This is a genomic window from Rhodococcus sp. 06-235-1A (assembly GCF_002258785.1).
In the GTDB taxonomy this organism is placed as follows: Bacteria; Actinomycetota; Actinomycetes; order Mycobacteriales; family Mycobacteriaceae; genus Rhodococcoides.
On record NZ_NOYI01000009.1, the window covers coordinates 36,060 to 60,061 of the forward strand.

The 24,002-nt window shown below is 65.5% G+C and carries 25 protein-coding genes; 20 read left to right on the top strand and 5 right to left on the bottom strand.

Annotated features, from left to right (window positions below; translation table 11 throughout):
• Nucleotides 1-8 precede the first annotated feature (8 nt).
• Entirely contained in the window at nt 9-776 is a 768-nt protein-coding gene (locus CH275_RS06925) for an SDR family NAD(P)-dependent oxidoreductase (RefSeq protein ID WP_032380920.1), read from the top strand.
• 40 nt (nt 777-816) lie between these two features.
• Here the strand turns inward: CH275_RS06925 and CH275_RS06930 are convergent, their stop codons facing one another.
• The gene (locus CH275_RS06930) at nt 817-2,385 is read right to left on the bottom strand and encodes a TM0106 family RecB-like putative nuclease (RefSeq protein WP_094677241.1); all 1,569 of its coding nucleotides are present in this window, start codon (nt 2,383-2,385) and stop codon (nt 817-819) included.
• A gap of 162 nt (nt 2,386-2,547) precedes the next feature.
• Between CH275_RS06930 and CH275_RS06935 the strand changes: the two genes are divergently transcribed.
• The 9 genes from CH275_RS06935 (at nt 2,548) to CH275_RS06975 (ending at nt 10,139) form a co-directional block, all read left to right on the top strand.
• A complete protein-coding gene (locus CH275_RS06935; RefSeq protein WP_094676523.1) occupies nt 2,548-3,198 on the top strand; it encodes a DUF6474 family protein in 651 nt (216 codons plus the stop codon).
• Nucleotides 3,199-3,211: 13 nt separating this feature from the next.
• Nucleotides 3,212-3,739 carry a hypothetical protein gene (locus CH275_RS06940; protein WP_094676525.1) on the top strand — a complete coding sequence of 176 codons (528 nt, stop codon included), beginning with the start codon at nt 3,212-3,214 and terminating at the stop codon, nt 3,737-3,739.
• Between the two features lie 46 nt (nt 3,740-3,785).
• Nucleotides 3,786-4,451 (top strand): YcnI family copper-binding membrane protein, encoded by a 666-nt coding sequence (locus CH275_RS06945; protein ID WP_094676527.1) that lies wholly within the window; start codon nt 3,786-3,788, stop codon nt 4,449-4,451.
• A 41-nt stretch (nt 4,452-4,492) separates the two neighbouring features.
• Entirely contained in the window at nt 4,493-4,993 is a 501-nt protein-coding gene (gene mprA / locus CH275_RS06950; protein WP_094677243.1) for an MprA protease, GlyGly-CTERM protein-sorting domain-containing form, read from the top strand.
• Between the two features lie 7 nt (nt 4,994-5,000).
• Entirely contained in the window at nt 5,001-5,954 is a 954-nt protein-coding gene (locus tag CH275_RS06955) for a CopD family protein (RefSeq protein ID WP_256990896.1), read from the top strand.
• A 48-nt stretch (nt 5,955-6,002) separates the two neighbouring features.
• Nucleotides 6,003-7,193 (top strand): DNA cytosine methyltransferase, encoded by a 1,191-nt coding sequence (locus CH275_RS06960; RefSeq protein WP_256990897.1) that lies wholly within the window; start codon nt 6,003-6,005, stop codon nt 7,191-7,193.
• On the top strand, nt 7,177-8,019 hold the full coding sequence (locus CH275_RS06965) for a GIY-YIG nuclease family protein (RefSeq protein ID WP_094676529.1): 843 nt from the start codon (nt 7,177-7,179) through the stop codon (nt 8,017-8,019). The genes CH275_RS06960 and CH275_RS06965 overlap by 17 nt, the downstream gene beginning before the upstream one ends.
• 18 nt (nt 8,020-8,037) lie before the next feature.
• Nucleotides 8,038-8,952 carry a LysR family transcriptional regulator gene (locus CH275_RS06970; protein ID WP_094676531.1) on the top strand — a complete coding sequence of 305 codons (915 nt, stop codon included), beginning with the start codon at nt 8,038-8,040 and terminating at the stop codon, nt 8,950-8,952.
• A 68-nt stretch (nt 8,953-9,020) separates the two neighbouring features.
• Nucleotides 9,021-10,139 carry a TDT family transporter gene (locus CH275_RS06975; RefSeq protein WP_094676533.1) on the top strand — a complete coding sequence of 373 codons (1,119 nt, stop codon included), beginning with the start codon at nt 9,021-9,023 and terminating at the stop codon, nt 10,137-10,139.
• A 2-nt stretch (nt 10,140-10,141) separates the two neighbouring features.
• Here the strand turns inward: CH275_RS06975 and CH275_RS06980 are convergent, their stop codons facing one another.
• On the bottom strand, nt 10,142-10,492 hold the full coding sequence (locus CH275_RS06980; RefSeq protein ID WP_179276026.1) for a VOC family protein: 351 nt from the start codon (nt 10,490-10,492) through the stop codon (nt 10,142-10,144).
• A 182-nt stretch (nt 10,493-10,674) separates the two neighbouring features.
• Here CH275_RS06980 and CH275_RS06985 point away from each other — a divergent pair, with 182 nt between their 5' ends.
• From CH275_RS06985 to CH275_RS07010, 6 genes are all read left to right on the top strand, one after another.
• Nucleotides 10,675-11,697: an ABC transporter substrate-binding protein gene (locus tag CH275_RS06985; RefSeq protein WP_094676535.1), complete on the top strand. Its 1,023-nt coding sequence runs from the start codon at nt 10,675-10,677 to the stop codon at nt 11,695-11,697.
• Complete coding sequence (locus CH275_RS06990) at nt 11,663-13,321, top strand: ABC transporter permease (RefSeq protein ID WP_094676537.1); 1,659 nt, start codon at nt 11,663-11,665, stop codon at nt 13,319-13,321. Before CH275_RS06985 ends, CH275_RS06990 begins: the two co-directional genes overlap by 35 nt.
• Before the next feature lie 11 nt (nt 13,322-13,332).
• Complete coding sequence (locus CH275_RS06995; protein WP_094676539.1) at nt 13,333-14,349, top strand: ABC transporter ATP-binding protein; 1,017 nt, start codon at nt 13,333-13,335, stop codon at nt 14,347-14,349.
• Between the two features lie 134 nt (nt 14,350-14,483).
• Nucleotides 14,484-14,969, top strand: a complete 486-nt coding sequence (locus tag CH275_RS07000; protein WP_094676541.1) for a MarR family winged helix-turn-helix transcriptional regulator — start codon at nt 14,484-14,486, stop codon at nt 14,967-14,969.
• Between the two features lie 3 nt (nt 14,970-14,972).
• Entirely contained in the window at nt 14,973-16,988 is a 2,016-nt protein-coding gene (locus tag CH275_RS07005) for an MDR family MFS transporter (RefSeq protein WP_256990899.1), read from the top strand.
• Between the two features lie 459 nt (nt 16,989-17,447).
• Nucleotides 17,448-17,759, top strand: coding sequence for a hypothetical protein (locus CH275_RS07010; RefSeq protein WP_094676543.1), 312 nt, complete (start codon nt 17,448-17,450; stop codon nt 17,757-17,759).
• Nucleotides 17,760-17,792: 33 nt separating this feature from the next.
• On the opposite strand, the gene CH275_RS07015 is transcribed toward CH275_RS07010, so the two are convergent.
• Nucleotides 17,793-19,346 carry a succinic semialdehyde dehydrogenase gene (locus CH275_RS07015; RefSeq protein WP_094676545.1) on the bottom strand — a complete coding sequence of 518 codons (1,554 nt, stop codon included), beginning with the start codon at nt 19,344-19,346 and terminating at the stop codon, nt 17,793-17,795.
• Nucleotides 19,347-19,500: 154 nt separating this feature from the next.
• On the opposite strand from CH275_RS07015, the gene CH275_RS07020 reads away from it, so the two are divergent.
• Together CH275_RS07020 and CH275_RS07025 are read left to right on the top strand one after the other, a co-directional pair.
• Nucleotides 19,501-20,703: a lipase family protein gene (locus tag CH275_RS07020; RefSeq protein WP_094676547.1), complete on the top strand. Its 1,203-nt coding sequence runs from the start codon at nt 19,501-19,503 to the stop codon at nt 20,701-20,703.
• A gap of 174 nt (nt 20,704-20,877) precedes the next feature.
• On the top strand, nt 20,878-21,630 hold the full coding sequence (locus CH275_RS07025) for a MerR family transcriptional regulator (RefSeq protein WP_094677253.1): 753 nt from the start codon (nt 20,878-20,880) through the stop codon (nt 21,628-21,630).
• Here the strand turns inward: CH275_RS07025 and CH275_RS07030 are convergent.
• Entirely contained in the window at nt 21,599-21,892 is a 294-nt protein-coding gene (locus CH275_RS07030; RefSeq protein WP_094676549.1) for a WhiB family transcriptional regulator, read from the bottom strand. The genes CH275_RS07025 and CH275_RS07030 overlap by 32 nt on opposite strands.
• A gap of 14 nt (nt 21,893-21,906) precedes the next feature.
• On the bottom strand, nt 21,907-22,965 hold the full coding sequence (locus tag CH275_RS07035) for an amidohydrolase family protein (RefSeq protein WP_256990900.1): 1,059 nt from the start codon (nt 22,963-22,965) through the stop codon (nt 21,907-21,909).
• Between the two features lie 113 nt (nt 22,966-23,078).
• Between CH275_RS07035 and CH275_RS07040 the strand changes: the two genes are divergently transcribed.
• Both CH275_RS07040 and rraA read left to right on the top strand, forming a co-directional pair.
• Nucleotides 23,079-23,462, top strand: a complete 384-nt coding sequence (locus CH275_RS07040; RefSeq protein ID WP_032401464.1) for a DUF5313 family protein — start codon at nt 23,079-23,081, stop codon at nt 23,460-23,462.
• Between the two features lie 24 nt (nt 23,463-23,486).
• The gene (gene rraA, locus CH275_RS07045; protein ID WP_094676551.1) at nt 23,487-23,966 is read left to right on the top strand and encodes a ribonuclease E activity regulator RraA; all 480 of its coding nucleotides are present in this window, start codon (nt 23,487-23,489) and stop codon (nt 23,964-23,966) included.
• Nucleotides 23,967-24,002: the final 36 nt, after the last annotated feature.

The following is a 24,002-nucleotide window of genomic DNA, read 5'->3' on the forward strand; positions in this document are numbered from 1 at the left end:
CGTACGACGTGGAGATTTCAGGAACAGCAGCACTTGTCACCGGTGGAGCGTCGGGCCTCGGTGCCGCAACGGCCGCACGTCTGGCCGCCGCAGGCGTCACCGTGTTCGGGCTCGATCTGCCACAGTCGATCGAGCGCGCCGGAGACAGCGTCCCGGCCGGGGTGACTCTGCTGCCCGCAGATGTCACCAGCGAGGCCGAGGTCGAGGCCGCACTGGACACCATCGTCGAATCCGGTGTGCCGCTGCGCATCGTCGTCAACTGCGCGGGCGTGGGCTGGGCGGGCCGCATCCTGTCCAAGAAGGGACCGCACGATCTCGAGCTGTTCCGCACCGTCATCACCATCAACCTGCTGGGCACGTTCAACGTGATGCGGCTGGCCGCGAACCGGATGCAGTCGCAGTCGACCGTGGACGACGCAGGCCAGCGCGGCGTCGTCATCAACACCGCATCGGTCGCGGCGTTCGAGGGCCAGATCGGTCAGATCGCCTACACCGCCTCCAAGGGCGGCGTGCACGCGATGACCATCACCGCTGCCCGCGACCTCGCGCAGGTCGGTATCCGCGTCAACACCATCGCCCCCGGCATCGTCGACACCCCGATGTTGGCCGGCGTCACCGAGGAATACCGTCAGGGCCTCGAGGCGTCGGTACCGTTCCCGTCGCGTCTGGCTCAGCCCAGCGAGTACGCGCAGCTGGTCCAGATGATCGCCGAGCACGACTATCTCAACGGTGAGACCATCCGCATGGACGGCGCAATCCGTATGGCTCCGCGTTAACCACTGACCACTCCGCGTGGCCCCGCCGAACGGTGCGGGGTCACGCGCGAGCGCGCAGGTCCGCCACCGTCGGGATCTCCTTCTCCGCCCGGTCGGACATCCACTCGCGCAACACTTTCGTCGCGAGTACGTCGTCCTCGTTGTAGACCAGTAGCCGCTCGCGCTGGGTGAGGTCTGGCTCCGCGTCGTATCCGACGGCCTCGCGGTACCAACCCATCGACGCCTCGCCGCCTGCCTCGTCGTCACGCCAGGCGAATCCTGCCACCGGCGCAATCTTCTTCAGGCCCTTGCCGTTCGGGCAGATGAACTGATCACTGACGGCCTGATAGATGTCCACCCACTGCTCACTGTCGATGAACTCGCGGATCTGCGCCTCGGTGGGCACCCCGGGAATATCGGCGAAGCGACGGGCCGAGTCGAGCAACCACTTGTCCTCGGCCTGACGCGAATAGCAGTACGCCGCAAAGGTTTTGCCGCGTGCGGCCGCGTCGGCCCTGGTGTCCATCAGCCACTTCCAGAACACCGCGAACGAGCGCCCCTCGTCGACGGTCGGCAGCGGATCCCACGTGACGAAGCCCCGGTAGGTCGGCGGCGGACCACCCGCTTCGGTGAGCAGAGTGCCCCACAGATACGCGCCGTGTTCCTGGTAGCTCTCCATGTCCACGTCCACCTCGACGTCGGCGCGGTGCACCGAGACGGTCTCCGAGCGCCGCAGCAAGGGCACATCGGCTCGCCAGGCCAGCGCCGCGGACACCGCGTCGTCGAAGTTCCCGAACGGCCACTCCTCGGGAGCCGGACCGGTCCATTGCGCCAACTCGTCGATGGTGCGCACACCCGCGCTGCGGAGCACGTCCGCGCGGGAGCCGGAGGCGACCAGCGAGACGTCGCGAACGGCCTCGAGTTGCGGCTTGCAGTCGAACCACCACGCACACGAACGACATTCACTCACCTGAGAGGGAACGGTGAACGCGCTGCCCTGCGCGACGGCGAGCCGATCGGCGAAGCGGGTGTCGTATTCGGCCAGGACAGTCGTCAGGTCGTGCACCAACATGCATTCGCCTCGATAGCCCACCGCGCCGCCGACGGGTGTGGCCGTGGCCCATCCCTCGTGCGCCAGCATGCGATACAGGTGGGCGAGCCGAAGCTGGTCGCGAAGCTGACTACGCACCTTGCGGGTCTCGTCCACGCCCGGAGCCCAACGGTCAAGCGGGGTGGTTCTCGCGCCCCGGCCCGGATCGGTGACCTTGTGGTTGACGACGATCACCGGGATGTACCCACCGGCCGCGTCGCGCACCAGCAGTTCGCTGCGTCCGCGTCGACCGGTATCGCGTTCCAGAGGCAGTACCGCATTCCAGATGCGCTCGACTCCGGCCCGGCAGGCAGCGATGGTCGCATCGGCGGCGGCATGGGCAGTGGGTTCGTCGATTTCGATCCACTTCGTCGGATCGGGCCCAGCCAACTGCGCGCGGACGTTCTCACGATGCGCCTGAGCGGCTTCCCGGCGCTGGCGTACCCCGGGGTTCTCCGGTTCTCCGCGGAGCAGCGATCCGTAGGCGGTATCGAGGTAGAGCCGATGACGACACCGCGTCAACGATCCGGCGTCGAGCAGCACGGGTGCAGGAGCTCGTCGACCGTTCACACTTCAAGACATTAGGTCAGCCCTCCGACAGCCGGTGCAGATCACCGCCCGTCGGCCTGCGAACACCACCGCCCGATAAGGTGTGTGAAACGCACCGTTTCCGCCTAGCAGCACATGTCAGGAGCCTTGTCGATGGGTTTGTTCCGCAAGCGTAAGGGTCGTGCCACTCGCAAGGCAGAGGCCAAGGCCCTCAAGCACAAGGCCACGTTGGAAGCGAAGCTCGGCGCGAAGAACGAGCGCAAACAGTTGAAGTCGATCGCCAAGGCGCAGCGCAAGCTCAGCGCTGTGGAGGCAAAGTCGCAGAAGAACGTCGAGAAGGCGCAGGTCTCGGCTCTGCGGGCGCAGCAGAAGGCCGCTGCGCAGGGCACTCTCAGCGTGGCGCAGATCCGCAAGTACCTCGGCATCGCTCGACTGCTGCTGCCGGTGCTGGCTCCGATCGCCTACCGCGCGGCCACTGTCGTTCGGGGGCAGCTGGACAACCGCAAGGCCCAGCAGCTGGGTATCGCTCCGGATCAGCTCAGCGAGTACACCGGACACGGCGGCAGGCTCAGTGCCCGCATCGCCGGTGCCGAGAAGTCGCTGAACACCATTGGGGAACGCCGTTCGGATCCCGAGACCAAGAGTTTCGGTGCGGCCATCAGCGAGCGTCTGGACGATCTGACCACCGCTGTGCGTGCGTCCGAGCAGATGCCGCCCGCTCGCCGTAAGACCGCCCACGCCGCTATCTCCGCGGAGCTCGACGGCATCGAGGCCGATCTGCTCGCCCGTCTCGGCGTGCGCTGAACCCACTGAACACATGACGACCGACGCTTCTGCCGCACCGCTTCGCGGCGGAGCTGTCGGAACCGTCACCGCCGCGCTCGCGGTGGCCGCACACGGCATGGCCGGGGGCGGGTATCCCGACGGTTCCGCACTGGCCCTGCTGGCCGTCGTCAGCATCGGCATCGGTGCCATGACGGCGCTGCCCCGGCGTTCGACCGTTCTGTTGCTCCTGGCTCTGATGGCAGGCCAACTTTTCACCCACATCGCGCTGAGCCTGAGCGACATGACCGGCATGCTGCACAGCCACTCGCTACTGCCCAGCACGGCGATGATCGGTTTCCACGCAGCCGCCTCGGTGGTCGCCGCGCTGATGATCGCCAGCGCCGAACGCCTCTACGGCCCGATCACCTCCATCGTCCGCGCCGTTCTTGCGCTTCTCACTCCCCTGCCCGACGGTACCGCCGTCGGTCGCGTATCCATGTCGGTTGCGGTTCCCTCGGTGCACGGCGCCGCCCTGGACTGGGCCATTTCTCGTCGCGGACCCCCGATCTCGGTGTACTGACCGACATCCTTTCCGCACTTCTCCACACAGAAATGACCCAATACCCATGAAGAGCTCTCTTTCCCGTGCCCTGTTCGTCTCCGGGGCAACCGTCGGCGCGCTGCTGATCGGCGCAGGCGCAGCGTCTGCACACGTCGTCGTCTCTGCACCCGACGCCGAGCAGGGCGGCTACTCGGTTCTGACGTTCCGCGTTCCCACCGAGTCCGACACCGCCTCGACCAATTCGGTCAAGGTCACCCTGCCCGGCCTCAATTCCGCTCGTACGCAGCCCATTCCGGGTTGGACGTCCACCGTCGAGAAGGACTCCGCCGATCTCGCGGTATTGGTGACGTGGACGGCGAATCCCGGTGCCGAGGTCGGCCCTGGGCAGTTCCAGCAGTTCCTGCTCTCGGCGGGTCCGCTGCCAGAGGAGGAGACCGTCTCGTTCCCGGCCACCCAGACCTACACCGACGGTGAGGTCGTCGAGTGGAACGAGCCCATGGCACAGGACGGCAGCGAACCCGAATTGCCCGCGCCCACTCTGACTCTCGCCGCAGCCAGCGGCGAGGCTCACGGCGGAAGCCACTCGGCGACGACCGAGACCGCCGAGGCATCGTCGGAGGCGTCGTCTACCGACAACACCGCTCGCTGGATCGCCGGCGTCGGACTCGTACTCGGGGCCGTCGGCGCAGGTCTCGGCATCGGCGCGACGATCCGGGCGCGGCGCTCGTGAGGTCGCTGGTCCTTCCCGCGAAAGCACTGGTCGTCTCGGTGATGGCGCTGCTGGCGCTGGTGATCGCGGCACCCGTCGCGTCGGCGCATTCGCAGGTCACCGGCTACAGCCCGGCCGACGGTTCCGCGCTCGACTCGTCTCCGGCGACGGCATCGGTGTCGTTCAACGAGGTACCGCAGGCGCAGTTCGCCACGCTCAACGTCGTCGGACCCGACGGCAACATCTGGTCCAAGGGCGACGCCCGCATCGAGGGCCAGAGCGTGGTGGTCGATGTCGGCGAGCTGGGCCCGATCGGCGAATACACCCTTGCGTATCGCATCACCTCGGCCGACGGCCATCCGGTGAGCGGCACCGCGACGTTCACGCTGACTCAGGAAGGATCCGGGACTCCAGGGGCACCGGCCGACGCCTCGGGCACCGCCGAGGAGTCCGAGTCCGGGTTCCTCGGCGGCTACGGCCACATCGTGTTGATCGTGGTTGCGGTTCTGGCCTTCGCAGGGGCATTGGGATTCGCCCTGCGTAAGCCGAAGACCCTGAAGTAGGACCGACGTGGCTGCGGTGGGCGAGAGAAGCGTTCGGCTCGTGCTCGCCGCCGCAGCCTCGGGGTTGGTGGGGGTCGCGGCAGCGTTCGCGCTGGCGTATCCCACCTTTCCCGGCGGGTCGTCGTGGCTGCGAGTCATCGCGGTGGCGACGGGTTCGGTGGTGTTGGGGTTCGGAGTTCTCGCCGTCATGGACGCCAATTCCGAACCCCGACGCCCCGCAGTCGACCCGCTGGTGATGTGGCGTGCGATCGGATTCCTGTCGGGGCTGTGGGCGGTGGCCGAGTTCGTTCTGCTCGCGGCTGCCGCTGCAGATTCTTCCGGTAGTACGCCGCTGACGTTGTCGCCGAGCGCATTCGCAGCATTCGCCACCGAGATTTCGGTCGGCCGACTCGGAACGGCGACGGTGATCCTGGCGCTCGCTCTGTGCGCGATCGGGGTGGCCGGATATCGAGGCGCAGCGAGCTGGTCTCCGGTTCCGGTGATCGTGTTGGCGTCCCTCGCCCTGGTGGCGCGACCGATCACCGGGCACATGTCGCAGTTCGCGTTCGGCTCCATTGCCGTTGCGATGCATGTGGTGTGCGCCTCGGTGTGGCTCGGGGTTCTCGGTGCGATGGCGCTGAGTCTGCGGAGCAAGTCCGCCTGGGCGACGCTGCTGCCGGTGTATTCCAGGATTGCCTTCTGGTGCGTGGTCGGGGTCGCAGGCACCGGTGTGCTCGACGCAGTCCTGAAGCTGGACAGCGTCGCGGCAACGGTCGAGACCGGTTACGGCCGAATCGTTCTCGCCAAGATTGTGATCACCGTGATCCTGGTCGTCGTGGCTCACCGAATCCGTGGGACGTGGTTGCCGACCGTGTCCGGGCATCGATCCACTGTGGAGCAGTCGGTGGGCCGAGCGGCCGCGCATGTGTGCCTGCTGGCGGTGGCATTCGGCTCGGCTGCGGCGCTGGCGACCACGGCGTGAGCCGGCAGTAGCCGAAACCTTGTCGGGAGTCTGTACTAGCCTGAGTGAATGCCGAAGTTGACTGTGGTGCCGGGTGGTTCTTCGGCACCTGCGCTCGGTCGGATCCACACTGTCGCGGAGTTCTTCGCCGGTATCGGCTTGGTGCGAATGGGCTTGGAGCAGGCCGGCTTCGAGGTCTCGTGGGCCAACGACATCGAGCGCGACAAGCACCACATGTATCGCCAGCACTTCGGTGACGATGCCGGCCATTTTCAACTCGGCGATGTTGCCCGCACCCGGGGAGAGGATCTGCCCGAGGATCTGTCGTTGGCGTGGGCGTCGTTTCCGTGCACCGACTTGTCGTTGGCCGGCGGCCGGGCCGGTCTCGCGGGTAAGAACTCCTCGACGTTCCGGCATTTCACGCGGGTGTTGAGCGAGCTCGGTGATGCTCGACCCGAGGTGGTGGCACTAGAGAACGTCGTCGGGCTGGCGACCAGTCACGGCGGCGACGATCTGGCCGCAGCGGTCCGGGAACTCAACGAGCTCGGCTATTCGGTGGATGTCCTCACCATCGACGCTCGACGCTTCGTTCCGCAGTCGCGTCCACGCCTCTTCCTGATCGGTGCGCAGAATCCCCCCGAGGACGCACGCGATCCCAACAGCGAGCTACGACCCGATTGGTTGCAGGCGGTGTACGGCGATTCGACGTTACTGACGCATCGAGCACCACTGCCGAGCCCGCCGATCCCGTTGACCAGCGGCCTGAGTGATCTGGTCGAGCGCATGGACTACCGCGACGAGCGGTGGTGGGATACCGCCCGTACTGCGGCGTTCGTGCAGTCACTGTCGCCGATTCAGTTGCAGCGCATCGAGATTCTGAGGAAGGCCCGCAAGGTCAGCTACCGTACCGCCTACCGCCGCACCCGCAACGGCGTCGCGGTGTGGGAGGCTCGACCCGACGACATCTCCGGCTGCCTGCGCACCGCACGGGGTGGCTCGTCGAAGCAGGCGGTGGTCAAGATGGGCAACGGGCGCTTGCAGGTGCGCTGGATGACGCCGGTCGAGTACGCCCGCCTGATGGGTGCGGGTGAGTACACACTGGACGGCCTGCGAAACAATCAGGCGCTCTTCGGTTTCGGCGATGCCGTGTGCGTTCCCGTGGTCGCGTGGCTCGCCGAGCACTACCTGATGCCGCTGGTCACCGGAACGCTGGACTCGACTGCAGCGAAAACAACTGCGGCGCATGTCCAGTCACGGTAAGTCCTCGCTGCGGTCGTCAGCCGTCGCGCCCCGCAAGAGCTCTCTTCCCGCGGACGACGTGCAGTCCTTTCGCACGGCACTGCGAGAAGTGCTGAGCGAGAAGGACGATCAGGGCCGGGTGTGGTCGGCGGCCAAGTGGGGCGTGTACGCGTTCTACGATTACGACGGCGAGCCGATCTACGTGGGGCAGACCAAGGAGAAGCTCAGCGTCCGGGTGCAGCGTCATCTGACGAACCAGCGGACCGACGCCGTTGCGATGCGGGTGCTCGATGTGTTCGAGGTCGCCGAGATCGAGATCTGGCCACTGTGGCAGTACGAGGACCTCAAGAAGTCCGATGGCGCAGAGCACTTCCGCGCCGCCGAGCGAGATCTCAACGCCCACGAGTACACGGCGTATCTCGAGGCCATCGACAAATCGCGGCACAAGGCAATCCTCAACGAGAAGATCCCGCCGGTCTCCGAGCCCATCGCGCTCCCCGCGTCGCTACGTCGGTCGCTGATCTCCGAGCAGACCCGCCGCGAGCGCGGCCATCCTGACATCCGCATCGCTCGCCGCGCCGAGACGATCTCGCGCTTGGCAGCGGTCACTCGCGAACGCGGTGAAGTCTCCGAGGGTCTACGACGCGTCCTCGTGGTGCAGGCGGTGCGCCTGGCGTACCTGTCGGCCGAGCGGCTCGCCTTCGTCGAGGGGCACCCCATCCCCGATCCCGCCGCGATCGACGTCACCGCGTTGGTGGGCTCGGTGCTGCACGAGCGGAGCGACCCGGACGAAGCCGAGGACACCGCCGAGCCCGAGGGCGAGCTGGATCTGTTCAGCGAATACTGACGAACGTAGGCTCGCTCTGTGCCGCTTCCCCCTCACGTCGCCGATCTCACCAGCATCGATCTGTTGCTGTCGGTGGCCGAGCTCGGCAGCATCGGCCGAGCGGGGCGGGCTCACGGCATGTCTCAGCCTGCGGCAAGTTCCCGCATCCGTGCGCTGGAGCGTCGCGTCGGCGCGCCATTACTGAAACGAGGCGCTCGCGGAACGGTGCTGACCGAGTTCGGCGAGCTCGTCGCAAGTTGGGCAGCGCCTGTCGTCAGGTCGGCCGAAGACCTGGCGACCGCCATCGCGACGTTGCACGCCGAACGCATCGGCCATGTGCAGATCGCGGCGAGTCAGACTGTTGCAGAGTATCTTCTGCCACGCTGGCTGGTCACGCTGCACACACTTCTCCCGCACATCGTCCCGACGCTGAGTTCGGGCAATTCGGCGGTAGTCGCCGAGAAGGTGCTGGCCGGTGGCGCAGACATCGGTTTCATCGAAAGCCCCAGTGTGCCTGCCGGTCTGGATCAGCGGACCGTGGCCACCGACGAGTTGATGCTCGTGGTGCCGCCGGGGCACGCGTGGGTCAGTTCCCCACCCACCGCGCCCGAGATCGTCGCCACCGCATTGGTGACGCGGGAGGCGGGTTCGGGAACGCGCTCGGCCTACGAAAGTGCCTTGACTGCAGCGGGTCTCGGGCAACCGATGTCGCCGCTCCTCGAGGTCTCGTCGACGACGGCGATCAAATCGGCTGTCGGAGCGGGCATCGGCGGCGCTGTTCTGAGCTCACTGGCCGTCGCCCCCGAGTTGGCCGCCGGGACCCTGGTCCGAGTGCCGATCCCAGGACTGACCTTGCGCCGCGAATTGAGGGCGATCTGGCCGTCCGGCCGCGCGCCGAGCGGTCCGGCCGCAGAACTGCTCACCGTGGCCGCGAAGACCCACCGACAGCCATAACCCCACGTTATGACCGGTGAACAAACCGGTACCTACCGAGCGGGCACGCCACCGCGCAGGCTGAACACATGACCGTGACCGCCCCCGCCCCGATCTCGACCGGGACCGAGACGCACCGCCGGACCTTCGAGCACATCACCCCCAACTGGTTCGCCGTGGTGATGGGGACCGGCATCGTGGCTACCGCAGCGGCCACGTTGCCCGTGCAGTTTCCTGCTCTCCACGTCTTCGCCGTTGCGGTGTGGGTGATCGCAGCTACAGCGCTGGTCGCGATCGGTGGAGCATTCGCAATGCATTGGATCGGGCACCGCGACCAGGCCGTCGCCTACGCCCGGCATCCGGTGATGGTGCAGTTCTACGGCGCTCCGCCCATGGCGATGCTCACCGTCGGCGCGGGAGCAGGTCTCCTCGGATCGGATCTGCTCGGATCCACCGCAGCGACCGCACTGTTCGCTGCGCTGTGGATCGCCGGGACGATCGCCGGTCTGCTCACCAGCGTCGTCGTGCCGTATCGGATGATCACCGCGGCCCATCACCGCGACGTCGCGGCCCTGCCGGCGTGGCTGATGCCCGTCGTTCCGCCGATGGTCTCGGCATCGACCGGGGCATTGCTTCTCCCCCACGTGCCCGACGGCCAGTGGCGACTCGCTCTGCTCTGCGCCTGCTACGCGATGTTCGGGCTGTCGCTGATCGTCGGGATGATCACGCTGACTCTGATCTACGGACGTCTGGTGCACGGCGGTCTGCCGCCCGTCGACGCGGCTCCGACCGTGTGGATCACGCTGGGGCTGATCGGCCAGTCGATCACCGCGGCGAACTTACTCGGCACCGATGCATCGTTGGTGTTCACCGGCGCACAATCGTCGATTGCGGTCGGACTGCATGTCTTCGGCATCGGCTACGGGCTGATCATGGGCGGCTTCGGAGTGCTGCTGTTCGCGCTCGCCGTCGCTCTCACCGTGCACGCGGCGCGCAGGAACCTGGGATTCTCCCTGACGTGGTGGTCGTTCACGTTCCCCGTCGGTACCTGCGTCACCGGAGCCACCGCTCTGGGACATGCGCTGGACTTCGGCGCGGTGCAGGCTCTGACCGTCGCCCTGTACGTCCTACTCCTCACGGCCTGGGTCACCGTCGCCACCCGCACCCTTCGCGGCCTTCGGCGCGGAAACCTCCTGCACCCCGCCTGATCTCACATGTGCGAGAGAACGTTCACCACATTGCCGCCCGCATCTCGGAAGAAGAATCGGCGTACGCCCCATTCCTCGTCGGTGATCTCGTAGACGATCTCGAGGTCCGCATCGACGGCAGCTCGGTAGGCCGCATCCACGTCGTCCACCTCGATCGATGCGGACGGGTTCACCGGTCCGGTGGGGTCGGTGGTGATCAGGCTCAGCTGCGCCGAGCTGTCCCCGGACGGTGCGAGCGTCGCGATCCAACCGTGGTCCATGACGACCTCCATGCCGGTGACCTGGACGTACTTCTCCAGCGTCGCCTCGAGATCGGTGACCGTGAGCAGGGGCATCGCACGCACAACGTCCATGTTCGGACTGTATAGCCGAAAACGTCCCCGCGTGGACGTCCCTTCTCCACAACCGCCACACCGGCCCGACTGCTCGTTCACCCCGGCGACATGTGCAGTTCGGGCAACACACGTCCGCGCGTCGGTTACGGTCGGAAGCATGAGCAGCTTCCGTGCTCGGTATTTCTCAGGAGAAGTCTGAAGTGAACATCGTTTCTCGCGTCGCCGCCAGTGGAATCCTCGGTCTCGCAGCTGCTCTCACCCTTGCGTCCTGCTCCGAGCCTGCGGCCCCCGAGGCCGGTGGAGACGGTGCCAGCGGCACCCTCACGGTGTACACCTCGGAGCCACAGGCCAAGATCGATGCCCTCAACGCCGAGTTCACCGCCGAGAATCCGGGCATCGACGTACAGGTGTTCCGCGCGGGAACCGGCGATCTCAATGCCCGCATCGCCTCCGAACGGCAGACAGGTTCCATCGGTGCCGACGTACTACTCGCAGCGGACGCACCGACGTTCGAGAAGTACAAGGCCGACGACCTCCTGCTGCAGTACACCCCGGCCGATGTCGATGCGCTCGATCCCAACGTCGTCGATCCCGACGGCTACTACGTGGGCACCCGCATCATCCCGACGGTCATCGCGTACAACACCGGGGCCGTCTCGCAGCCTCCGACGTCGTGGAAAGACCTGGCCGATCCGCAGTACAAGGGCCGGATCACGCTGCCCAATCCCGACGTGTCCGGCGCGGCAGCGTTCAACACCGCGGTGTGGCTAGGACAGGAAGACCTCGGGCTTCCGTGGCTCACCGACCTCGTCGCCAACGAGCCCGTGGTCGCCGAGAGCAACGGCCCCGTCGCTCAGGCCGTCGCGGCAGGCACCCAGCCGGTCGGGATAGTCGTCGACTACCTGGTGCGCGAGCTGGCCGAGAAGGGCTCGCCCATCGCGGCGTCGTATCCCACCGACGGTGTCCCGTACATCTCCGAGCCGGCCGGCATCTTCAAGGACTCGGCCAACCAGGAGGCTGCACAGAAGTACGTGGACTTCCTGGTCAGCAAGCGCGGTCAGGAGATCGCCGTCGAGCAGCAGTACCTGCCGGTCCGGTCCGACGTCGGTACGCCCGAGGGCGCGCCCTCTCTCGACGACATCGCACTGCTGAACCCGGATCTCGACACGATCACCGCCTCGCAGCCCGATGCCGTCGCCACGTTCAACGATCTTCTTGGCTGACCGCGTCACCTGGGTACGCGCCTGCCTGTGGCTGGCCGTCCTGGCTCTGATCGGCGCACCGGTGGCCGCCGTTGTCTCGATCGGTTTGGGCGGCAACCATATTCAGGAGCTGGTCGACGGCGGAATCGCCTCGGCGGCGGTCAACAGCGTCGTATCTGCAGGTCTGTCGGCGGCCGCGGCGGTGGCGATCGCGACCGTCATGGCGCTCGTTCTCGATCGCACCGATCTGCCCGGTCGTTCGGTGCTACGTCTGATTCTGCTCAGCCCGTTGCTGATTCCGCCGTTCGTCGGCGCGATCGCGTGGACGGGCCTGCTGGGCCCGAGCGGAATAATCAACTCGTTCTGGAACGAGACGTTCGGCGGCGGTCCGCTGTGGAACATCTACGGCGGTGACGGCGTGATCTTCCTGCTGACCGTGCACTCGTATCCGCTTGCGTACCTGATCATCTCGGCAGCGCTGCGACGAGTGCCGGGCGATCTGGAACAGGCGGCTCGTATTGCCGGAGCATCTCCGTTCCGAGCCATGCGCGACGTCACGCTGCCACTGCTGCGACCGGCCCTGCTGGCGTCGCTGACGTTGACGGCCGTATCCAATCTTGCGGATTTCGGCATTCCTGCCCTGATCGGCTTGCCCGAGCGCTACGTCACGCTCTCGACCATGGTGTACCGATACATCCAGTCGGGCACCGTCGATCGACCGCTCGAAGTGGTCTCGACCATCGGCATCGGACTCCTCGCACTCGCCGTGGTCGCAGTCGCGATCGATCGAATTCTCGGCCGCCGATCGATTCAGTTGGACGGCGCAGTCACGGCCCCACAGTTACTTCCGCTGGGTGGCAGTCGAATTCCGGCAGGAGTCGCTGCATGGATCCTCGGCCTGGCCCTGACGGTACTGCCGATCCTGGCGCTGGCAACTCAGGCATTGTTGCCTGCCCCCGGCGTACCGCTCACCTGGGGAAACCTCACGCTGCAGAGTATCGAAAGTGCCGTCACCGCACCGGGAACCCTCGTGGGCATTCAGAATTCGGTGACATTGGCGCTCGGGGCCGCAGTTGTCTGCGGATTTCTCGGCTTGGCCATCGGCGTCCTCACCACCCGCACCCGATCCCGCGACAACGTCGGCCTCGACCTGGCTGCCATGCTGCCGCAGGCAATTCCCGGCCTGGTCATCGCCGTCGGTTGGTTGATCATCGGACGCTACACCGGACTGTTCGACTCCAAGTGGGTCATCCTGTGCGCCTACGTCATGGCGTTCCTTGCGATCGTCGTCCAAGCCGTTCGAGCGCCACTGAGTTCCACGCCTACGGCCCTAGAAGAAGTCGCAAGATCCTCCGGCGCATCACATCTTCGGTCGTTGTGGGACGTGCCGTGGAAGATGGCGATCCCCGCCGCAGTCACCGGAGCGGTGCTCGTTGCCCTCACTGCAGTGCGGGAGTTGACCATGTCGGTGCTGCTCGTCGCGCCGGGCACACAGACCCTCGGCGTGTCCATATTCAACCTGCAGCAGGCCGGCGACTACAACGCCGCCTCCGCCCTGTCCCTACTCGTCGCGCTCGTCGGATTCGCCGGCTTGGGCCTGGTCGCCTCCACCCGAGCCGGACGCCCGCAAGTCCGACGCCGATAAGAAGGAACCCGATGTCTGCCATCACGATCGAACATCTCGGCCTCCGGTACCACGACGGCACGGTCGGTGTGGACGGTATCGATCTCGACATCGCCGACGGAGAGTTCGTCGCACTCGTCGGACCGTCGGGTTCGGGAAAGACCACGCTGCTGCGTACTGTCGCCGGCTTCCTGACGCCGACCGCCGGTTCCATCTCCATCGGCCCGGATGTGGTGGCAAGCGAACACGTTTCGACGCCTCCGGAGTCTCGCAGGCTCGGGATGGTGTTCCAGCAGCATGCACTGTGGCCGCACCGCACCGTCGGTCGAAACGTCTCCTACCCGCTCGAATTGGCCAAGGTATCCAAGGCGGAGCGCACGAGGAAGGTCGCCGACATTCTCGAACTCGTCGGACTTCCGGGGCTGGAGAAGAGAGACCCGGCCACTCTCTCCGGTGGCCAGCGGCAACGCGTTGCGCTCGCTCGCGCTCTGGTCTCGTCGCCGCGGGCACTGCTCCTGGACGAGGCACTGTCGGCGTTGGACGAGCCACTACGAGACCGCCTGCGCCTCGAACTCCGATCTCTCACGCGCGCAGCGGGATTGACTGTCGTACATGTGACACACGATCGCACCGAGGCCCTCGCCCTCGCAGACCGGGTGGTCGTCCTCGATCAGGGCACCGTCGCACAGATCGGTACACCCGAGGACGTGGTGCGCGCTCCGAAATCGGCGTTCGTCGCGCGTTTCCTGTCCGACGCCACCCTCGTCGACGGCACCGCCTCGCACGGTGCCTTCACGTCGGGGGCGCTCACACTGGCCTCGGACGGCACCGGACCTGGGACGCTCGCGATCCTGCCGGCCGATATCGAGATCGTGTCCGACGGCGACATCAGCGGCACAGTGACGTCCTCGTTGTTCGGCCGCGACGCCAGCGATGTCCTGGTGCGTTCCGGCGATGTGGACTTCCGCTGTTCGGTACGCGGGCCGCGTCCCCAGGTGGGTGAGGCCGTCGCCCTGACCGTCCGGCGGTCGTTCTTCTACGCGCACTAGCCGCTCTCGACCGCAGATCGGCAGCCTGTCCCCCACTCTGTGATCCACCAGACAGGAATATTATTTGCTTAGCGCATGTATGTATATATATGGTTGCAGACAGCAAGTAAATCGAACTCATCGTTGGAGTACTCATGGCAGTTCAATCCACGACAGCGGAGTCGCTGGTCGAAGAGGTTTTCCTCTTCGGGCGCACGCTGAAGCGGGCCGTGACCACCGGAGTCGAGGATTCACCGTTGCCGCAAGCGCTGACCGGAGTTCTGGCCATCCTCGCGACCGAAGGTGAATGCAGACAGACCGACCTCGCCAGCAGGCTCTGCGTCAGCCAGTCCGCCCTCAGCCGGCAGATCGCGGACCTCGTCGACCTCGGCTACATCGATCGGCATCCCGATCCGGACGACCGAAGGGCGTCCCGGGTCTGCGTGTCGGACCAAGGTCAGGCTCGACTGAAACAGATTTGGGACAGGCGAGCACGACGCCTGGCAGAGATGTTGAGCGAATGGAGCGAGACGGAGGCACTCGATGCGCTCGATTCGATCCGCAAGCTCAACGACACATTCACCGAAGACGCCCACGCCCAGCACCAGGACGTGGCCCGCATTGAATTGATTGCGAGATAAGACATGACAACAGCAGCGGAAAATCCGCCCAATCAGGCAGTCGTCGATCCCGACGCGATGTCGCATCGCCAGATCCTCGAAGCCCTCACCGGACTGCTGGCCGCGCTGTTCACGGCGTTGCTCAGCACCACCATCGTTTCGACGGCACTGCCGACCATCATCGGTGATCTGAAGGGCTCGCAGACCGCGTACGCCTGGGTCATCACCACCGCACTGCTGGCCAACGCCGCATCGACGCCCATCTGGGGCAAGCTCGCCGACCTGTTCAACAAGAAGGTTCTGGTTCAGAGCGCGATTCTCATCTTCGTCGCAGGCTCGCTGATCGCAGGCTTCGCGCACAACGTTCCGCTACTGCTCGCCGCACGCGTGGTGCAGGGCATCGGCATGGGTGGTCTGACGGCACTGGTCATCGCCATCATCGGAACCATCGTCTCCCCGCGTGATCGTGGCCGATACTCGGGTTACACCGGTGCCGTCATGGCCGTGTCGATGTCCGGTGGCCCCATCCTGGGCGGCGTCATCGTCGACAGCCCCCTCGGCTGGCGCTGGTGCTTCTTCGTCTGCGTGCCGCTGGCCGTTATTGCCCTCGGACTGCTGCAGAAGACCCTGCACATCAAGACCGTCCGCAAGGACAACGTCTCCATCGACTGGCTCGGCGCACTTCTGCTGACCGCAGGCGTTTCCGTTCTCCTCGTGTGGGTTTCGTTCGCAGGCAAGGCGGACTACTACGACTGGATCTCCCGTGAGACCGCCTACCTGGTCGGCGGCGGAGTTCTGCTGCTCATCCTGACGGTCATCGTCGAGGCTCGGCACAAGTCGCCGATCATCCCGCTCAAGATCGTCACCGAGCGCACCACCGGCCTGGCCATCATCGCCTCGATCGCCGTCGGTGTCGGCCTCTTCGGAGCCACCACCTTCCTCGGCCAGTACTTCCAGACCGCTCGCGGCTACACCCCCACCGAAGCCGGATTGCTTTCCATCCCACTGGTGTTCGGCATGCTCGTCGCCTCCGTCGGCTCGGGTCAGCTCATCACCAAGTTCGGTAAGTGGAAGCCGTTCATCGTCACCGGTTCCGTCCTGCTGGTGGTCGGATTCCTGCTCCTGGGCACCATCGACCACGCGACCAGCCTGGTCACCGTCGGAATCTTCATCACCATCGTCGGCCTCGGTACCGGCATGCTGATGCAGAATCTCGTTCTCGCAGTGCAGAACACGGTCAGTGTGCAGAACGTCGGTGCAGCATCGTCGACGGTTGCTTTCTTCCGTACCTTCGGCGGCGCGATCGGAGTCTCGGTTCTCGGTTCCCTCTTGGCAACCCGGGTCGCCGAGAAGTCGGCAGCCGGCCTGGCTCAGCTCGGAGTGGACGGCTCGGCCAGCGGCGGTGGATCACTCGATCTCACGTCACTGCCCGCACCGATCGTCAGCGTCATTCGGACCGCCTACGGTGATGCGACCGGACGCATCTTCATGATCGCCGGCTTCGTTGCGATCGTCACGTTGATCGCAGTGATCTTCATCCCGAATCGTCCACTGCGCCAGACCATCGACATCGCGTCGACTCCCGCAACAGGACCGGTGGACGAGTCGAAGGATCAGCTCGCCGAGATCCCGTCCTTCGGTGCGACCCAGGAGTACGTCTCGACCGACTACGAGACCGAGTACGAAGCCGATCGCCGCTTCGAGAGCAGCCGTGTCGAGGGTCGCCACGAGGCTCAGCCGGGCCAACGTCCCTTCGAGGGCCTGAGCACCGATGCGCGTGATCGACTGCTCGCGCTGCTGCTACCCGAGCCCAAGGACACCTTGGCTGCACTCGACGAGGCCGAGACCATTCGCGCCGAAGTTGTTGCACTGCAACAGGAACTCGACGCGAAGATGATCGACTTCGACGCAGTGTGCGAGCGACTTCGTCGCCTCGGGCTCAGCGAGGACCAGATCGCTCGGGTGTTGGGAGACAGTCACATTCCCGACAGTCGCAATCACTACGCGCACGCCGGACTGAACGGCCACAGCGTCAACTAGGCCCAGCACGACGAACAATTCCCCGCACCCCATCGGGAGTGCGGGGAATTTTCGTTCTCTATGCTGGCAGAACAGACTGCCCACCTTTTTCCCGGGAGCACCTTCCCTGACACGTCGTTTCCAGGTGTCCGCCGCCGCGGTGGTACAGGCAACAACCCTTGCATGAGTGTCGTGCGCAGCCGAGAAATCGCCGCCACCTGCGGAGACCCCGGTCGTCACCCTCCTCGGACGTCTCGACGGACGAGAGTACGTCGACGCCACCCTGGTCGGTCTCGACATCGCCGACGGGGTGGTGCGCTGGCGTGTTCCCGCGGACGGCGTCGTCGGCCGTGGCGAGGAATTCGTCGCCGGGCAGGTTGTCTGCTACCGCGGTTCCAGTGGCTCGGCAACGCTTCGCTCGACGGCACGGTCCGAGTCTCGCGCACCGACTGCACCGACCCCAGCACGGTCACGGGTTCGGTGGCCCTGCTCCGCAACAACGACACGGCCACCGAATCCGGCCTCGATCTCGACACCGGGAACATTCTGTGGAGTCGAGAGGCGGGGAGCTTCGCGGAGGTCGGCGCACTGGACGGTGACATCGCCACACTCTTCGGACCCGAGGTACTGCGAGGCATCGACGTCAGGACCGGAAACGTCGTGTGGGACATCCCCACGACCGCACTCGACGACGAGGGAATCGATCTGCAGTCGTGGCCGATGGTAGATCGAGTCGGAACCGACTCGATCTACACCAGGGCACTGAGCATCTCGGCCCTACGAGCTACGTAGAACATCCCCCGTCGTCGATGCTGCGGGTCCGCTCTACCGACCCGGGATGTACTTCAGCGCCTTGACGAAGGGCGGCATGATCTTTGCCCACAGTTTCGGCGGAAGTCCGCGCGGACCACCGAGATTGAGCAGGCGTGTCGTCGCGATCGTCTGCGGCTCGGTGAACTTGAGCAGCCCCTCTGTGCCGTGCCTGCGTCCGACGCCGGAGACACCCATGCCGCCCATCGGTGCGCCGGTGGTGCCCCAGGTCGGCGCGTAGCCCTCGTCGACGTTGACGGTGCCCGAATGCAGCCGCGCTGCAATGGCTTCGCCCTGCGCCTTGGTCTTGGCCCACACGCTGGCGTTGAGTCCGTACTCGGTGTCGTTGGCCTTCTCGATCGCCTCGTCGACGTCGGTGACCGGGTAGATCGAGACCAGCGGCCCGAAGGTCTCGGTTGCGGCACACTCCATGTCCTCGGTGACGTTCGCGAGCAGCGTCGGCTCGTAGAACAGGGGGCCGATGTCGGGACGAGCCTTGCCGCCTGCGATCACGGTTGCACCCTTGACCTTGGCGTCGTCGACGTGGGCCGACACGGTCTTGATCTGGTCCTCGGAAATGAGGCTGCCCATCTCGATGCCGAATTCGTAATCGGCACCGAGAGTCATGTTGCGTACCCGCTGACCGAACTTCTCGGTGAACTCCGCGGCGATCGACTTCTCGACGTAGATCCGTTCGATGGAGATGCAGAGCTGACCGGAGTTGGAGAAGCAGGCCCGCACGGCCGCGTCGGACACTTCCCGCAGGTTGGCACCCTTGGCCACGATCATCGCGTTCTTGCCGCCGAGCTCTGCGGAGAATCCGATGAGTCGACGCCCGGCCTGCTCGGCCAACAGCTGACCGGTGGCGGTGGAGCCGGTGAACATGACGTACTCGGTGTTCTCGACGATCGCGGTTCCCACCACCGACCCCGGGCCGGGCACCACGGCGAACAGGTCACGGGGCAGGCCGGCCTTGTAGAGCAGCTCGACGCAGGCGAGCGCGCAGTACGGAGTCTGACTGTCGGGCTTGAGCACCACACCGTTGCCCGCCAGCAGCGCAGGGATGGCGTCGGACACTGCGAGGGTCATCGGGTAGTTCCACGGGGAGATGATCCCGACGACGCCCTTGGGCTGGTACCGGATCCGGGTCTTGGTCAGCACGGGCAGCATGCCGGTGACCTTCTTCGGAGCCAGCAGCTTGGCGGCGGTCCGCGCGTAGTGCCGTGAGGTCATCGAGATGTCGAGAACCTCTTCGAGGGCAGCGGCGCGAGACTTGCCGGTCTCGGCCTGCGCCATGTCCATCAGCTCGTCGCGGTGCGCGAGCACCAGGTCGCGGTAGCGGTGGAAGATCTCGGCGCGCTCGGACACCGGGCGCTTGGCCCAGGCCACCTGAGCGGCGCGTACGCGGGCGATGGCATCAGTCGCATCGGCAGCGGTACCGACCGGGATGGTCGCCAGATCCTTGCCGGTGAACACCTCGGTGATGGTCTTGGTCGGCCGCGATTCGGCGTCGGGAATGGCGATGAGATCGGCGAGCCGGGTGAAGGTCGCAGCTGACGGTGCTGGCATGGACGGGTCCCTACTGGTGAGTAGTGTTCGGAGTAACAGACAACCTACCTGGTCTTCGGCTCAGTTCACAGGGCCGAAAGTGCCGAACCCTGTGGCACGATGGTCAGTGGTCTGCCGGACGTCGGGGCGTACGGAGCTACAGGGTGGGAAATACATGCGCAAGGCAATCGTTCTGGCCGGAGCCGCAGCACTGATGCTGTCGTTCGCAGGGTCGGCCCAGGCAGATCCACTCCAGGACTTCATCTCGCCGCCCAGCGATCCCGCTGCGTATCTCCCCACCTCACTCGGTGATCCATGGTTCGATCCGCCTGCCGGCTACGAGAATCTCCAGCCCGGCGCGGTCCTCGACCGACGAGACGTCGCAGTGACGCCCGGGGCGTCGTCGGTGCAGTTGCTCTTCCGCTCGACCGACTCCAAGAACCAGCCCATCGCGGCGTCGACGACGGTTCTGACTCCCGACGCGCCGTGGACCGGAGGCGGTGAACGGCCCGTCATCGCGTACAACGAGGCGACGGACTCGCTCGGAAACAAGTGCGCGCCGTCGTACACCCTCCCGCGGGGCAACAACAAGGAGATCGATCAGGTTCGGATTCTGCTCGATCGCGGCTACACCGTGGTCGTCACCGACTATCAAGGCCCTCGGCAGGCCTACTCGGCTGGTCTCGTCTCCGGACACACCGTGCTCGACGGCCTCCGCGCCTCCCGGAGCACAGGGGTGAGTGCGGACGCTCCGATCGGCATCACCGGCTACTCCGGTGGCGCCATCGCCTCGGGTTGGGCCGCGCAGTTGGCTCCCGAATACGCACCGGAGTTGAACATCGCAGGCGTCGCGTTCGGTGGCCCGCCGACCGACTACAAGATTCTGCAGACCTCGTTGAACGGTCAGATCGGATCGGGCCTGTTCACTGCGGCGACGATCGGACTGTCCCGGGAGTACCCCGAGATGCGGCAGCTCGCCAACGACAACGGCAAGCGGTTGGCTCTGGCGCAGAAGGACCAATGCGTAGATGTGTTGTCCTACACGGGACTACTTCTGTTGGACCAGCGAAACCTCTCCGTCCCCGATGTCTTCGAGCATCCGATCACCAAGGCAGTCATCGAGGAAAACCGGATGGGCCAGAAGAAGCCGGACGCGCCCGTGTACATCTACCAGGGCCTACAGGACTTCCTCATTCCCAAGGAAGGTGCCGAGGCCGTGCAGGACCAGTGGTGCGCTGCCGGCGCTTCGGTCCATCTCGAAGAGGTCCCGGGAGACCACACACTTGCCCAGTCCAACGGCCGTCCCGGCGCATATGATTGGCTCGCGCAGCGCCTCGCAGGCGTGCCGACCTCCGGCTGCGAACGCGTCATCAACTAGGAGTGGAGCCTGCGGAACGACCCTGGAGGCCAGGAGTGGAGCCTGCGGAACGACCATGGAGGCCAGGAGTGGAGCCTGCGGAACGACCCTCGAGGCTCGCAGCTTGACCCTCACGCCACGGGAGGCAGCACAGTGTCCTTCGTGAGTGATTCGTCCGCGAACGATTCGGCAGGCATGCAGGTGGGCGCGGTCTCGAAGTTGGTGGGTGTCAGCGTCAGGACGCTGCATCATTACGACGAGATCGCGTTGGTGGTGCCGTCGGGGAGAACCCCGAAGGGCTATCGGACGTATTCGTCGGCCGATGTCGAGCGGCTGCATCAGGTACTGACCTACCGCGAGCTCGGGTTTCCGCTCGAGGTCATTGCAGCGTTGCTCGACGATCCGGCGGTCGATGCCATGGCGCATCTGCGTCGGCAGCGAGAGTTGTTGAACGAGAGGATCGATCACTTGCACGCAATGGCTGCGGCCGTGGACAAGATGATGGAGGCGAAGAAGATGGGCATGCAATTGACCCCCGAGGAACAGCGCGAGATTTTCGGCGACAACTGGCCGGGCGAGGAGTACGCAGAGGAGGCCGAGCAACGCTGGGGCGAGACCGACGAGTGGAAGCAGTCGCAGGAGCGAACGGCGTCGTTCACGAAGGACGATTGGAAGGCCGTCAAAGAGGAGACGGACCTACTGGAAGCGGATCTCGCGGCCGCATTGCAGCGGGGTGTGTCGCCGGACTCCACCGAGGCCAGGTTACTGGCCGAGCGTCATCGGGCATCGATCGAGCGGTACTACGACTGCGGTTACGAGATGCAGGTGAACCTGGCGGAGATGTACATCGCCGACGAGCGGTTTGCCAAGCACTACAACGATATTGCCACCGGACTGGCGCAGTACCTTCGCGACGTCATCGTCGCGAACGCTGCTCGTCAGGGGTGACGCGAACCATCGCGGACCGCTCGTGTGCGGTCGATCCACCCCACACTCCGTGCCTTTCGTTCGAGTCGAGTGCGTGCTGAAGGCACTGCGATACGACGGGGCATCGAGCGCACACGAGCTTGGCCTGCCGCTCGAGATTTCTCAGCGAGTACCCCCTGGTCGCCAGAGGTGGGTAGAACATCGAGACCGGCATCGAGCGGCAGGCCGCATTCATCTGCCAATCCCAGTGTTCGGATATCGGTTGCGGTGCTTGCGCTTTCATTCATCCCCCACTGGTCAGATCCTCAGCAGCGCGCGAGCATTGTTCGACGTCGCCGCTCGCCAGTTCTCGAGGCCGCCGTTCGCCGCTCCGGCATCCAGAGACCGAAGTTGTTCGTGCACAGCGGCGATCGGCGTGAAGCAGTAGTCGCTGCCGTACACCAGGCGATCGGAGCCGACGGCGGACAACAACGCGGGCAGTTGCCGCGGGAGCGGGGTCCCAGCGAGGTCGAACCACAAGCCCTGCAGCACATCCGGCGTCGTCGGCGTCCCAAGACCCACCTGGGTTCGGAAGAAATCGACGCGATCGGCCAACAGTGGCAGAACTCCGCCGCCGTGCGTGAACACCCAACGAATATTCGGGAATCGATCGATCACGCCCAACAGAATCAGGTCGACGACGGTTCGCGCTGTGTCGAAGAGGAATTCGATCATCGGTGCCGGGCGCCCGAGCGACACTGCGGCAGAATTCGGCGGCGACGTCGGATGCACGAACACGACTGCCGATCGCGCATCCAGCGCGGCCAACAACGGCGTCAGTACGGCGTTGCCCAGGTACATGCCGCCGGCGTTGGACATCACCGTCACGCCGTCGGCACCGAGCTGATCGAGAGCACGAACAGCCTCGATCGTCGAGTCCACGACGTTCGGGAGTGGCAGCGACGCGAAGAACCCGAGTCGGGGCTGACCCTGCACAACCCCGGCCCCGAAGTCGTTGACGCGTCGGGCAAGATCGGCCGCCTTGCCGTCGTCGCCGAAATGCACTCCGGGCGATGAGACGGACAGGATCGCACTGTCGATGCCGCTGCCGTCCATCATCTGCAGGTGTCCACCGACCGACCAGGACGGCCACTTCGGCATACCGTCGGGGAAGGCGATGCCCGACGCGAGGGCTTCGCGCAGGTAGAAGTCGGGAACCATGTGCGAATGGACATCGATCACCCCGGCTGCGGCCGGACCGGTGGATGCCGATGCCATGGCGGAGGTCAGTGTCGTAGCGGAGGTCAATGTCGAGAGGGCAACCCCGGAGATCGTCGCGGCACCGAGGGTGCCCAGCAGGGTTCTGCGATCGATCACAGTGAAAGTCCTTCTCGTCGATGCCACCGACTCAACTGACGTTATCGTCACATATGAGATAAACCGCAGTCAACGGTGAGATCTACCAACGAAGACCGGACTAGCATTGCGCGATGACCACCGAACGCACGACGCCCACCCCGCTGCAGTTTCTGGGGTATTCGTTCGGACGCACCCTGCCCGAGTCGATGCAGGATTGGGTTCGCAAGGATCTCGTGGGCAACGGCGCCCAGGTCCGCTACATCGCACGATTCATCGTGCCGATCATTCCGCTACTGCTGCTGTTCCTGCTGATTCCGGGTCCGCTGTGGATGTCGCTCGCGATGATGTCGCTGCTGTTCATCCCGCTGGTGTACTTCTCCATTGCCCTGATGAACGTCTACCGGCGGCATCGCCTGTTGATCCACGGTCTCGACCCGCAACTGATCAACGCCAAGGCGCAGAGCCGCGTCGACCGCACCCGCGACGACTACGAACGGCGTCACGGCCGGGGCTGATGTCCGGGCGATAGTCTGTGCCGCATGACTTCACCTGTGGAATTCAAGGCAACCGCTGATCTGGCCGACGAGATCGGTCCCGAGATCCGCAGCTGCGACACCCAGTTCATCCAGTTCGGCAAGCACACCGAGTTCGCGGGACCCATCACCACCATCCGCTGCTTTCAGGACAATCTTCTGGTCAAGCAAACGCTCAGTGAGCCCGGCAACGGTGGTGTTCTGGTGGTCGACGGCGATGCCAGCGTGCACACCGCCCTCGTCGGCGACATCATCGCCGGACGCGGCGTCACCAACGGTTGGGCTGGCGTCATCGTCAACGGTGCGGTGCGCGACTCCGCGATCCTGCGCACGCTCGACATCGGCGTCAAGGCACTGGGCACGAATCCGCGCAAGAGCACACAGACCGGATCGGGTAAGAAGAACGTGCCGGTCAGCTTCGGCGGCGTGACGTTCAATCCGGGCGAGATCGTCTACAGCGACCACGACGGCGTAGTCGCGGTCTAGCAGCCCACTCGGCGGCAGGCCTGAATGCCTGCCGCC